Source organism: Segetibacter koreensis DSM 18137, assembly GCF_000374045.1.
GTDB lineage: Bacteria > Bacteroidota > Bacteroidia > Chitinophagales > Chitinophagaceae > Segetibacter > Segetibacter koreensis.
The window spans coordinates 112,060-125,428 of the sequence record NZ_KB893381.1; the positions used below are offsets into that span (position 1 = coordinate 112,060).

General features: G+C 38.6%; 11 protein-coding genes. 2 read left to right on the top strand and 9 right to left on the bottom strand.

What is annotated here, in order from left to right; translation table 11 throughout:
* Nucleotides 1–65 precede the first annotated feature (65 nt).
* A complete protein-coding gene (locus B154_RS0124490) occupies nt 66–944 on the top strand; it encodes a dienelactone hydrolase family protein (protein ID WP_018617003.1) in 879 nt (292 codons plus the stop codon).
* Here the strand turns inward: B154_RS0124490 and B154_RS0124495 are convergent.
* From B154_RS0124495 to B154_RS0124530, 8 genes are all read right to left on the bottom strand, one after another.
* Nucleotides 941–1,789: a sugar phosphate isomerase/epimerase family protein gene (locus tag B154_RS0124495; protein WP_018617004.1), complete on the bottom strand. Its 849-nt coding sequence runs from the start codon at nt 1,787–1,789 to the stop codon at nt 941–943. The two genes, B154_RS0124490 and B154_RS0124495, sit on opposite strands and share 4 nt — an antisense overlap.
* A 92-nt stretch (nt 1,790–1,881) precedes the next feature.
* The gene (locus B154_RS0124500) at nt 1,882–3,237 is read right to left on the bottom strand and encodes a putative oxidoreductase C-terminal domain-containing protein (RefSeq protein WP_033412655.1); all 1,356 of its coding nucleotides are present in this window, start codon (nt 3,235–3,237) and stop codon (nt 1,882–1,884) included.
* Between the two features lie 103 nt (nt 3,238–3,340).
* Nucleotides 3,341–4,645, bottom strand: coding sequence for a Gfo/Idh/MocA family protein (locus tag B154_RS0124505; protein ID WP_245542654.1), 1,305 nt, complete (start codon nt 4,643–4,645; stop codon nt 3,341–3,343).
* 49 nt (nt 4,646–4,694) lie between these two features.
* Nucleotides 4,695–5,378: a 3-keto-disaccharide hydrolase gene (locus tag B154_RS0124510; RefSeq protein ID WP_018617007.1), complete on the bottom strand. Its 684-nt coding sequence runs from the start codon at nt 5,376–5,378 to the stop codon at nt 4,695–4,697.
* Nucleotides 5,379–5,576: 198 nt separating this feature from the next.
* Nucleotides 5,577–6,377, bottom strand: coding sequence for a pyrroline-5-carboxylate reductase (proC, locus tag B154_RS0124515; RefSeq protein ID WP_018617008.1), 801 nt, complete (start codon nt 6,375–6,377; stop codon nt 5,577–5,579).
* Between the two features lie 55 nt (nt 6,378–6,432).
* Nucleotides 6,433–7,542 (bottom strand): ADP-glyceromanno-heptose 6-epimerase, encoded by a 1,110-nt coding sequence (rfaD, locus tag B154_RS0124520; protein ID WP_018617009.1) that lies wholly within the window; start codon nt 7,540–7,542, stop codon nt 6,433–6,435.
* A gap of 22 nt (nt 7,543–7,564) precedes the next feature.
* Nucleotides 7,565–9,883 (bottom strand): phosphoribosylformylglycinamidine synthase subunit PurL, encoded by a 2,319-nt coding sequence (gene purL, locus B154_RS0124525; RefSeq protein ID WP_018617010.1) that lies wholly within the window; start codon nt 9,881–9,883, stop codon nt 7,565–7,567.
* A 263-nt stretch (nt 9,884–10,146) separates the two neighbouring features.
* Nucleotides 10,147–11,334 (bottom strand): proline dehydrogenase family protein, encoded by a 1,188-nt coding sequence (locus B154_RS0124530; RefSeq protein WP_018617011.1) that lies wholly within the window; start codon nt 11,332–11,334, stop codon nt 10,147–10,149.
* Between the two features lie 562 nt (nt 11,335–11,896).
* Between B154_RS0124530 and B154_RS0124535 the strand changes: the two genes are divergently transcribed.
* The gene (locus tag B154_RS0124535; protein WP_018617013.1) at nt 11,897–12,412 is read left to right on the top strand and encodes an acyl-CoA thioesterase; all 516 of its coding nucleotides are present in this window, start codon (nt 11,897–11,899) and stop codon (nt 12,410–12,412) included.
* A gap of 82 nt (nt 12,413–12,494) precedes the next feature.
* Here the strand turns inward: B154_RS0124535 and B154_RS0124540 are convergent, their stop codons facing one another.
* Nucleotides 12,495–13,292, bottom strand: coding sequence for a lysophospholipid acyltransferase family protein (locus B154_RS0124540; RefSeq protein ID WP_018617014.1), 798 nt, complete (start codon nt 13,290–13,292; stop codon nt 12,495–12,497).
* Between the last annotated feature and the right edge of the window lie 77 nt (nt 13,293–13,369).

Consider the following 13,369-nt stretch of genomic DNA (forward strand, 5'->3'; position numbering starts at 1 on the left):
AAAAAATTCATTCTAAATCTTAACTAACAAAAGGGCTTTTTGTTAAATTTATAAAAATTAGCTGTATGAAAAGTTTTCTTTTACTTACTATAGGAGCTTTAATAACTGCAGCACTACTCAGCTATACTTTAAAATCTGACATTAAACCATCTACAATTAAAGCCCGGAATTATGCTCATTGTTATTCCGATGTAAGAGAAATAGCCCGGCTTGAAGCAGCAACCAAAGAATTTGCAGCTCTACATGAAAATCCGTTTGATTTTAAGCTACAGGATGCGAAAGGCACAACTGTTTCCTTTACCACTCCTGATGGGCAAAAAGCGTCCGGATATGAAATAAAAGATGAAAAAAACACAAAAAACTATCTTTTTGTAATACACGAGTGGTACGGATTAAATGATTACATAAAGCAGGAAAGTGATATTTTAAGCAATGAATTGGATAATGTGAATGTTATTGCTCTTGATCTGTACGACGGCAAAGTTGCCTCTACTGCAGATAGTGCAATGAAATATGTATCTGAGGCAAAAAGCGACCGGCTCGAAAACATAATTAAAGGAGCAATAGAGTATGCAGGAAAAGATGCAAAAATTTACACCGTTGGCTGGTGTTTTGGCGGCATGTGGAGTTTGCAGGCCGCTATATTAGCAGGGAAACAAGGTGCAGGATGTGTTATGTATTATGGAAGACCCGAAACAAATATTGAAAAACTAAAACAGTTAAATACAGATGTAATAGGATTTTTTGGAAATCTCGATAAGAGCATAACACCCGAAAAAGTTTCAGAATTTGAAAGTAACATGAAAGCTGCCGGAAAAAAACTTACTGTTTACCGCTATGAGGCGGGCCACGGCTTCGCAAATCCCAGTAACCCGAGTTTTAATAAAGAAGCCAAAGAAGATGCACATAAAAAGACAATAGAATACTTAAAGGAAAGAATTTAACTCACAGCTGCAAGTACACCTCTAAAGAATCCTATCGACTCAGCAATGCCAGGTAAAGGATCTGTCATGTCTTTTTCAAATTCAATACTACAAACGCCTTTGTAATTAATCTTATATAAAACTTTAACCAGCGCCTCGAAATCAATAACACCTCTACCTATTTCAATTGCTTTAGCATCCTTAAATGCGCCGGTTACATCTTTTATATGTAAATCAAAGAGTCTGTCTTTGTAATCATTTATTGCATCTTCCAAATTGGCTCCGGCCCGGGTTGCGTGACCAATATCCAGGCAAAGGCCCATGCGCTGATCCCTGTTCTTTATGTGCTCGTATACGTTTTGAGGTCCGGGATAAAGCTTGTCTTCAGGACCGTGATTATGTATAGCTATTTTTATATTCATAGCTTTTACTTTTTGTTCTGTATAATCGAGTAAGTCATAAGTAGGTACGCCTACTATCATATCGACCGCTACTTTTTTAGCATAATCAAAAGCAACGTCTACTTCCTGCTTTGTCTTCATGTAAATAACGCCCGCAGTGTATATTTTTATATTTGCCTCTTTAAACTTCGAAAGAACTTCTTTGATCTGTTCGTCGTTGCTGTTTAAAGGCAATTGCATATCTTTTATAGATAAAAAACGGACGTCTAATCTATTCATCATTGCAATAGCTTTATCCACATCAAATTTTGCAAATGTGTAGCCGGCTATCCCTACTGGCAAACGCGCCTCGGTTTTGAAAGTTTCCATTGCAGAAACAGCAGCCTGCCCAATAAAAGGTGTACTTGCTGCCCCTGCCATTCCTAATGCCGCTTTCTGAATAAAGTTTCTTCTTGAATTTTTCATATTGTTCCGTATCTGGTTACCAATGAATAAAAACGAATAATATCGCAATCGATGTTTTGAATACTTAAAACCTTTTCTCTAAATCTTTATTGTTATTTATTTGCCATTTCCAAAGCTTTAGTAGAAGTGTAATATTTCGAAATCATGTTCGGCACTTCCCACGATGGCAATCTTTTTTCTTTTAAATACTGCAAATAACGCAACATTACCTGTCCAAAATGTGCTTCGTGTCCTACTTTATATTTTTGAGGAATAATAACTTTCCAACCTTGAGCATTTTTTTCTAAGTCAACTCCCGGGTAGGTGCTGTTTAGTTTTTGAACAGCCCTTTTCAATTCTAACGCATATTCACTGCCCTGTTTTTGACTTGTAGGAATAATATAAAGCGCAGGCTGGAAACCATCTTCTTTTCCCTGCCTTATTTCGAGCGTAGCCTTTGAACCCCTGAGCCTGGAATAATGGGTGTCCCCGCCATCTTCTGCTTTATAATCCCACCGCGCAGTTATTTTAACATGTATATTTTTAAGGGTATAATTTATCTCACCATTAGCATGCGTTTGCAGTACTGTGTCATCTTTTACATATTGTTTTAAAAAGCCGGGAAAAGAATTTTCTTTGGTTATTAATGCATACTGCGAAAGGGTAAGAGGTGTTGTCCAAGTCTTTGAAGAAAGAATTTTAATATCTTTTTTATAATCTATTATTTGCTCCGGAAAACATTCCCATTGTGCAAGGTCTATTAAATGTGTGCCTACATCAGTTATTACATCTCCTTGCTGCAACGGATCAAAAAACCAATCAGGTCGTGTAAGGGCTTTTCCTGAAACATATTTATAAAAATAGTGAACACTTTCGAGAGTGACCGCCGGGTCGTTGACGGTACCTTTTTCCAACTCTCCAAAAACTCCGGGTAAATGCGATAACTCTTTTTGAAGGATGTTGGTTATTTCTGACCTTTCAGTCATGATATCATATAATAGCAGTTTCTTCTTAGCAGCCTCAACAAACGATTGTTGCAATGTATTAAAATCAGCATAATTAATGGCCATCGGCTTATCACCCAACACATTTATACCGGCATCAATTGACTTTTTGATATATTCTGTTTTGCGGCGGTTATTGCCTGCTATTATCACTACATTCCCTTTCTTTTCTGTTAGCATTTTATCTAAGTAATCGTCTCCCTTGTAAACTTGTTCAACCCAATGCGTCGGGTTTTCTTTTCTTTCGTTATACTGTTTTATCAGATCTAGATGAGCCTGCAACTCTGGCCCGTCTGGCGCATATACATTTACAACAGAATCGATACCAGGGTACATTTCCTTTTGAACAAGGGCTGCGTGAAAATGGCCCGGATCTATGGTGATTAATTTTACAATAGCACCATCTTCCAAGTTCTTTCTCCCTGTACTGTTAAGGGACTGGCTACTCGCTAAGGAAATGGACATTATTGAATATAAAAACAGTGTGACAGCATAGGTTATTCCTTTCATTACTCCTTTACTTAAATGTGAGGTTGAAAAACATTATAAATAGCTCCGTAAATTATTACTAAACTGTAGGTTCCCACCCCGGCTGATACTTGCGACCCCATAATTCCATTGCCTTTGGGTCTGATACTATATTACCGTTGGACTGGTCAATATTTAAAGTATGACCTACCCGTTGTGCAATATTTCCTAACTGCACCCAAAGCGTACTTTTAAAACCAACTGCTACATCTGCATTCGGAACTTTGGATAAACGAATACTATCTAAAAAGTTTGCTATATGTACACTATCAAGGCTCTCGCCGGGGCTCGATGTATTGCGGCCTTCAAGAACAGCATTTGACTTAATATCTTTTAAAACCTTTCCATCCTCGTTATAAATAATGTATCCGTCGTGACCGGTCAGCAGCACTCCCTTGTCTCCATAAAACAAAACACCGCGATCCAAACCTTCTGTCTTAAATTGGTTACAACTTCGACCTTCCCAAAGGACAGTAGCGCCGGGACAATCAAATGTAATAAGTTGCGTATCTGGCGTTTGCCAATCATCCTGGAAATAATATCTTCCCCCTGTGGAATTAACACGCAAGGGATAATCAATTCCGAGTCCCCAACGCGCAACATCTACTTCATGGGTGCCATTATTTAACGCCTCTCCCGTTCCCCAATGCCAGAACCAATGCCAGTTATAATGAATGAGGTTATCTTTATAAGGCATTCTGGGTGCAGGTCCTTGCCAAAGATCATAATCAAGGCCCCGCATTATTGGTGTTTCCCTACCAATACCGATTGATTTTCGTGAATTTGTATACCAGCATTTTGCAAGATGAACCTTCCCTATCGCACCTCCCTTCAATTCGTTAATACCTTCTGTCAGCAATTTCCATGACCGACGTTGTGATCCCATCTGCACTACCCTTTTATATTTTCGTGCCGCCGCTATCGCCATTTCTCCTTCATGCGGATTGTGTGATAATGGTTTTTCTACATAAACATGTTTGCCGGCAGCACAACAGATAATGGTAGCAGGTGCATGCCAATGATCTGGCGTAGCGATGTAAACTGCGTCCACGTCTTTATTTAGCAGGGCCTTTCTAAAGTCATTTTCACCTTTAGGCGCATCTTTTCCTGCTTTTACCACAGCATCAATTCCCTTTTGCCTAGCCTTCTCTTCTACATCACATATGTATATCACTTCTGTGTTGGCTTGTTTTGCAAACGTTCCGGCCATACCGGAACCCCGACCGTTAGAACCTATAACAGCTACTCTTATCCGGTCATTTGCACCAATAATATTTCCATAGCTTTTTGATGAAAAGCCTACACCAATACCACCAAATGCAACAGCAGTAGATCCGGCGGTCATATTTTTAATAAACCTTCTTCTGGAATTTTGCATCGGCATACCTTTAGATTTAAAGTTCTTTGATTTTTATATTCTTATACCAAACTTTATCTCCGTGTGCCTGCAGTAATATAGGAGAAGAAGTAGCTTCCGAAAAACCTTTAATATCTTTGAACTTACTAAGAGAAATCGCATGTTTAAATTCATTACTTCCCCTTTCATATTCTAATATTTTTGTTCCATTTAACCAATGCTCAACGTGATTACCCTTTGAAACAATACGGGCAGTATTCCATTGGCCTGCACCCTTAAAAGGTTTGTTAGCATTAGCAGGAATAAGGTCATAAAGTGCTCCTGTCTTACGGTTTCCGTTTACACCCAATTTTGCATCAGCATGCCTGCTGTCATCTATTATTTGAAATTCGCAGCCTAAATTAGTGTCAGGCAAAAGAAAATATTTTATGCCACTATTACCACCTTCAGAAATTTTAAAATCGACCGAAAGATCAAAATCTTTAAATGACCGGGTAGTAATTATATCACTTCCATGACCTTTTGATGGGTCGAATGATATTTCTCCATTCTCAGCGCTCCATGAAATACCCGGGGCGGTATCACGCGTGGCCAGTCTCCAACCATTAAATGTTTTTCCATCGAATAATGACTGATAATCATTTTCAGATTTTGTTTGGGCATTTGTAATACTGGTCGAGGCAAAAAAGAGTGCTACGAATAAATAAATTATCAATTTCATTTTGCTATTTTTTATTTCTGGATTTGAATGGCTTTCGAAGAGCTTTTATTTAAAGCATAACGGTGCTTACTGTTTTATTAAAGTATTTTTCTAAAATTAATAATTACAATTTTTGCTTTAAATATGAATTAATTCACTAAATATATTTCAGAAAAACCGAAATCTTTTCAAACAAATTCAAATACTGGTATAAAACCTCTACATATCGGTCGTTATCTTCTTGTAACTGGCAGTTAATCCTTTTATCAAAGACGAACTAAAGCCCTGGTGCTCCATTTCGTTGAGGCCGGCAATTGTACAGCCTTTAGGAGTAGTTACTTTATCTATTTCCTGCTCGGGATGAGAATTATGTTTTAGCAGAAGGTCAGCAGCACCTTTTACTGTTTGAGCCGCTATTAAAGATGCAACAGATGCACTAAAACCAATTTCAATGCCTCCCTGGATATTTGCCCGGATATAACGCATAGCATAAGCAGTGCCGCATGCCCCTAGCACGGTTGCAGCATCCATGAGTTTTTCATCAATAGTTATTGTTTTACCCAACTGGTCAAATGTATCTTCAACAAATTTTATCTGTTCGGGAGTAGCAGATTGATTACAAATACAAGTCATACTTTCACCAATAGCAATTGCGGTGTTGGGCATAGCACGAAAAACAGGTAGTTGTTTTTCTATAATCGAGTAAATATCTTTAATATAAACACCTGTTACTACAGAAACAAGCATGTGTTTGGTTTCTTCAAGAGAAGCTTTAATACCCAGCAACACTTCCTGCAACTGGAAAGGTTTTACCGCAACAATGATTACTTCACCAAACCGCACTGCTTCATTATTGTCGCTACTAACATTAGCTCCTTTCTCTACCAGGGATTTTAATGTATGCAGGTTTCGTTTTGTGATGAGAATATTTTCAGGTGAGCTAAAACCGCTGCTGATGAGGCCTTCGGCTATAGCTGTGCCTAAATTTCCGCCGCCGATGATTGCAATTTTTTTATTCATTTTTTATGATGGAGAATAATTAGGAATATGAATAACAACTTCTTGAAATAAGATTTTAATAAATCTTTCCCTTACTTAAATAATTTCTCACATAGTCTTTTACACCTTCTTCTAAAGAATAGAAATTACTGTCATAACCTGCTTCTTTCAATTTCTGCATATTGGCCTCAGTATAATACTGGTACTTATCACGAATATCTTCCGGCATGTCAATGTACTGAATATTGGTGTCCATGTCCAAACCGGCAAAAGTAGCTTTTACGAGGTCTTCAAATGTTCTTGCTTCACCGGTTCCTAAATTATAAATGCCAGATGAAAGATGACGGTTAACAGATAAGGAAGAACTTCCTTCTCCTGAACTAGCAACAAGCGACTTGTACTGCTCCATCATCCAGTAAATGACTTTTACGACATCTTTTACATAAATAAAATCTCTCAGTTGTTGACCGTCTTTGTAGCCTGCCTTGTGACTTTTAAAAAGTTTTACAACTCCATCTTTCTTTATTTGATTGTATGCATGAAAGATTACACTTGCCATTCGCCCCTTATGATATTCATTTGGACCGTAAACATTAAAAAATTTAAGCCCTGCCCAAAATGGAGGCGTTTTTTCCTGTTGAAGCGCCCATTTATCAAATTCGTTTTTACTAACTCCGTAAGGGTTTAGAGGGTGAAAATTAGCGAGGTCTTTCTCTTTATCATCATAGCCTGATTCGCCACCGCCGTATGTTGCGGCAGATGAAGCGTAAATTAATGGGACTTGGTTATGCGTACAATACTTCCAGACATTCTGCGAATATTCAACATTCAGCTCCTGGTGAATAGCATAATTAAATTCAGTTGTGTCAGTTCTTGCACCGAGATGAATAACAAAATCAACAGAAGGATTATTTCTTTCTAACCAATCAAATAAATTGTATCGTTCAACAATAGCTTCAAATTTTTTCCGTTCCCAATTTCGCCTCTTGCCTTCTACACCAAAATCATCCACTAAAACGAGGTTTTCATATCCTTGCTCATTCAGGTATTGCACCATACAGCTACCAATAAACCCGGCGGCTCCCGTTATTATAATTACAGGCTGGCTTGGGGATGGCAGAGGAGAACCAGCACTTGTGTCCTCCTCAAATAAAGAATAAACCTTTTTGTTACAACTAATATTCATATGTTAGAGTGGGAGGCTTATATTAAAATCCCTTCACTTCTCCCTTTTCTTTGTTAGCTTCATCTCTTATCTGTTCTTTTAGAGTTGGAGATTCTCCACTTATGTTTGAAGTGTCTCGTTTTACTTCTCCTGACGTTACTAACATTCTTTCTATTGCGGTATCATATAGCGTGCGCCATTCCTCGATATGTCCCCAATATTCTCCTTCCATATCTATGTTACTTTCAGTAACTATTCCCAAATACTCATATGGAATGTTTAAAGCATTTAATTGTGCCAAAACTTCTTCTGCATTTTTCAGTGTGCAACTTATAACTACACGGCTTTGCGCTTCACCGAACCAATAAGCATCTTTGCGAATATCAGTAGCACTTTGTTGTACATCGAAACCTAGACCACGGTTAAACCCGCTCTCAAGTAGTGCAGTAATTAGTCCGCCTTCACTTATATCGTGTACACTTTGAAGCAACTTGTTTTTGATTAATTGCTTAATGCTTTGATGTAACCTGTATTCTTCTTCTATATCAAAGTAAGGAGCGGGAGAATATTCTACCCGGTTCAGCTTATGCAGGTACTCAGATGAATTTATATCGTTGCGACTCTTCCCGATCAGATAAATAACATCACCCGGTTGTTTAAAATCTAATGTCATTCTATCTTCCAGGTTATCAAGAACGCCAACCATTCCTATTGTCGGCGTAGGGTAAACAGCGCCATCAGGGTTTTGATTATAAAAGCTGACATTTCCACCTGTTACAGGGGTATCAAACTTGCGGCATGCATCACCCATTCCCTTTACTGCATATACAAACTGGTAATACAATTCCGGGTCAAAAGGATTTCCAAAGTTGAGGCAATTGGTAATGCCCAAAGGCTCTGCACCTGAACAGACAATATTTCGGGCAGCTTCAGCCACAGCTATCATTCCACCTTTGTAAGGGTCTGCGAATACGTACCGACTGTTACAATCAACAGTAATGGCAAGTGCTTTACCTGTACCCTTTGCCAAAACGATTGATGCATCACTGGGAGCATTGGTGCTGAGGTTTGCAGCGCCTACCATGCTATCATATTGAGTGTAAATCCATCTTTTATTAGCTATGTTTGGAATTTGAATTAGCTTTTTAGCTACACTTTTTAAGTCGTGGGGAACATCAATACTATCCGGGTCAAAAGCTTTGATCTTTGAAAAATAAGCCGGTTCCTTATATTCCCTGTCATTTTGTGGAGCACCGCCACCAAGCACAAGACTTTCTGCATTTAATTCACCTTCCAACTCTCCATTCATATAAAAGCGGAGAAGGCCAGTATCAGTAACGGTTCCTATCTGCATACACGGCAGATCCCATTTTTCGAATATATTTAAAACACTAGCCTCTTTGCCCTTTTCAATAACAATCAGCATTCTTTCCTGGCTCTCACTTAGGAGCAGCTCCCATGCTTTCATATTTTTTTGACGGGTCGGTACTTTGCTGAGGTCAATCTCCATGCCCACGCCACCTTTGGCACTCATTTCAGCCGTTGAGCAAATAATTCCTGCTGCACCCATATCCTGCATACCTACAACCGCTCCCGTTTTTATTATTTCAAGGCATGCTTCCAGTAACTTTTTTTCCTGGAAAGGGTCACCAACCTGTACTGCCGGTAATTCTTCAACACTTTCTTCGGTTATATCGGCACTTGCAAATGAAGCACCTCCCATTCCGTCTTTACCCGTGGCGCTTCCTACGATAAATACCGGATTGCCAATGCCTTCTGCCGTTGCACTTATTGTTTCACCGTTTTTGACTATACCTACACTCATAGCATTTACTAGTGGGTTGGTATGATATCTTTCTTCAAAATAAACTTCTCCCCCAACTGTAGGTACACCAAAACAGTTACCATAATGACCAATACCGTGTACAACACCTGCTACCAAATGTTGTGTTTTTGCTTCGTTGAGGTTTCCAAAACGGAGACTATTAAGCGCCGCAATAGGCCGTGCGCCCATTGTAAAAATATCACGGTGAATACCGCCGACTCCCGTTGCAGCGCCTTGAAAAGGCTCAATTGCGCTGGGATGATTATGACTCTCAATTTTAAAAACAACACCAAATCCGTTTCCAATATCCATCAGGCCAGCATTTTCCTCGCCAGCTTTTACAAGCATTTTTTTGCCTTCGCGAGGAAGCATTTTTAGCCACTTTATAGAATTTTTATAGCTACAATGCTCACTCCACATAACACTATAGGCGCACAGTTCTGTGAAATTAGGCGTGCGGCCCATTATTTTTTTTATATGCTCAAATTCTTCGTCCGTAAGCCGAAGTTGCCGGGCAGTTTGTACGTTTATTTCCATAACGCTGCGAAGGTAAGAAAGTGCAGCATGTAAAACATGGGTGCACCTCCTTTACATCATCTACCTGTCAGAAGTTTTTAGTTAAAAAAAGGAAATAGTATGATAAGCTAAAGCAGAATGCTACCTTAAGTCTACCTTTAAATGTTTACATTTTGAATATCAGGTAGCTCGCTAATCAATACTTCAACGAGTAAAACTTTAGAATACTAAGAAATTCTTTTGCAAAAATGCACCACCGGGGGATAAAATAACTGGATGAATAATTAATGTATTTTCCTTCGCTTCAACTCTTCTTTTATAAGAGACAGTTCTCTACCCGTTTGCCCACTTACGCTGCTGTTCTCCTGGGCACGGCGCATCAGGTAGGGAATAACTTCTTTAAGGGGGCCAAAAGGCAAATACTTACTTACGGAAAAACCTGCCTTCGCAAGGTTAAAGGAAATATGGTCACTCATACCATACAACTGGGAAAAATGCAGATGTGGATGATTTAAAGGAAGACCTTTTTTTTCCATCAATTCTACTGCAAGTAAACAGCTTTCTTCATTATGAGAAGCAACTATACAAGCGATGTTTTCGATATTGTTAATACAAAATGCTACGGCGGCATTATAGTCTGTATCAGTGCTTTGTTTATTAATATGAATAGGCGACTGTACACCTTTTTGCGACGCCCTTGCACGCTCCTTTTCCATATATGCGCCTCTTACCAACTTAACAGCTAAAATAAAACTCTTTTGCCTGGCAATGCTATAAGATAACTTCAGGAAATGCAACCGGTCATGACGATAAAGTTGAATGGTATTATAAACAATAGGTTTTTCTTTATTGAATATTTCCATCATTTCAATAGTAAGCCGGTCAACAGGATCTTGTATCCAGCTTTCTTCTGCATCTACCAGTACACCTATATTTTTTTCTGCAGCAACACTGCAGATGCGATGCATTCTTTCTCTTACTCTTTTCCATTCTTCCTCCTCAGCTTCATTGTCGTGTATGCCAGACCTCAGCCGCGGCGCCTCATGCAGTCTCTGCAACAACTTAAATCTTGCAAAAGCTGTTATCTTTACGCTGACGTAAGGAATATGTGGTTGTGTAGCAGCAAAGTTTATAACGTTTATAAACTCCTGCGTAACACGCTCAAAGTTTTCCTCTCCTTCTTTGCCTTCAATACCATAATCAAGAATGACATCTACACCATATTTTGCAAGAGTATTTGCTACAACGGCTGTTTCCTCAAGCGTCTCGCCGCCTACAAATTGTTTAAAAATCGTATCACGAATAAGTCCTCTTACCGGCAAACCCGTTTTCATTGCAAAAGGGGTAAGTCGAACACCAGCGTCCACCACCCACTGATAGTTCATAGAAGTAAAAAGCAGCTTAGCTCTTTTCAGGTCTTTGACTGATTTATAAGCAAACGCATTTTCAGTATTGTCAAAAGAAATATTCATAGATATAGATGGAAATTCATTGCGAATATCGGCAGTTGATGCTTAATAAAAAATTCTTTACTACAATACTTTCAACTACTTGCTACCCTTCAATGGCTTTCAGATTTTGCAATCGTTTTATATTATTTTTTTTTCCCAAACCAACATTGTACTGCAATTAATGTTCCAATTAGCAAGAGTTTATTGATAATGAAAAGGCTGCATTTAATAAAAAGCACCCGGCTATTTTTTCTCCTCGATCAGTATTCGCCAAGCCCTTATGCTGCGCAAAGAAATATTCTTTATAGAAAAAAAACTGCTTTGTTACAAATCCCCGATCGATTGCCATTACAACAATAAATCGTGCTGGGTACTTCAAAAGTTCGAACTGCTTTATATATATTATCTAGAGATTTTTATCACCGTCATTTGTTCTTCGTAGCATCATCATTGCGACGCTCCTTTTAAACTATAGATCCACAGATCCATTATCATGCTTTTTGAGATATTTTGATTTTTTTAAATAAGTATTGTTCTGCCTGCAACCTGTTTTTATTCAACTAACTTCGCAAAAATTCTCTGAATGGAAGGAAGGAAAGCAAGCGACAGCTTTATTATAATGAATGAATTTGTATTACCAAATGATACAAACACTTTTGGCAACTTAATGGGCGGGCGGTTGATGTATTGGATGGATATTGCGGCAAGTATGGCTGCAACACGGCATTGCAACTTTCCTTGTATGACAGCGAGTGTAGACAATTTAAGTTTTAAAAACCCGATAAAACTAGGAAATGTTGTACATATAGAGGCAAAAGTATCAAGGGCTTTCCACACATCTATGGAAGTTCACCTGAAAGTATGGGGAGAAGACATGCTTCACCAACACCGGTATGAAAGCAATGAGGCTTACTTCACGTTTGTGGCACTAGATCCCGGAGGAAAACCCAGACCTGTTCCGCCAATTATTACCGAGACAGAGCAGGAAAAAATACTGTACGAGGGGGCACTTAGAAGAAGACAAGTGAGACTGGTACTCAGCGGAAAAATGATGCCGAATGACGCCAGTGAACTTAAAGCGTTATTTATAAAAGATTAAAATTAGACGAGAGTCTAAAAAATTTATTTTGCGAGGTAGAAGTTATTCAAGAGTATTATTGGTTGCAGGCAGTGAGGTAAACTTAAACTGACTCACCTTTACCAGATACCTTATTTTCTGCAGCTTTCATTCGGTGGTGCTTGCCTTGAAGCATAAATTTTTTACTTTGTTCGATGGCATCCATTACCTGCTCGAGTATTACATCTACCGGTTGTGAATAATCTATTACCAAAGGCTCTTTTATTCTAACTGTTAATAACGAACCTTTCTTTTTAAAAGCCAGGCCTTTTTTATTGAAAGCCCTCCAAAATCCATTTATAACAACCGGAACTACAATTGGCTTATGATTTTTTATGATGTACGCTGTTCCTTTTCTCGCAGGAGCAAAAGGCTTGGTAGTACCCTGGGGGAAAGTAATGATCCAGCTCGTCTGCAGTGCCCGTTCAATTTTTCGGGTGTCAGAAGGATCAAGGCCGCGTCTTACTTCTGTGCCTTCTGACCTCCACGTTCTCTTTACAGTCAGCGCTCCGCCCAAGGTAAATAATTTACTGATCCAGCTACCTTTCATCGTTTCTTCGGCAGCTACATAATAAACATTTGTAAAAGGATTTAATAAATAAATGGGAAAACCTAATCGATTTCGCCTGCGCCATTTTACAGCACAAAAAATATGCAGAAAAGTAATAACATCTGCAAAATATGTTTGGTGATTACTTACAAATAGAACATTGCTTTTTGGAAGATTTTCTATATTTTCAGTGCCTTCAATTTTGAGTTTATTCACCATAGCAAGCATGGGGTACGAGATGACGCCCACAATGAAATACACTATAGCACGTATTATTTTAACATGTTTTAATTTTTCCACCAGTTGGCTCATATAGTTGATTTAGGCTCCAGCAATCAATTGATGCAAAATAACGAATGTAAACGCAATGTTAAGAACTCAACGACTAA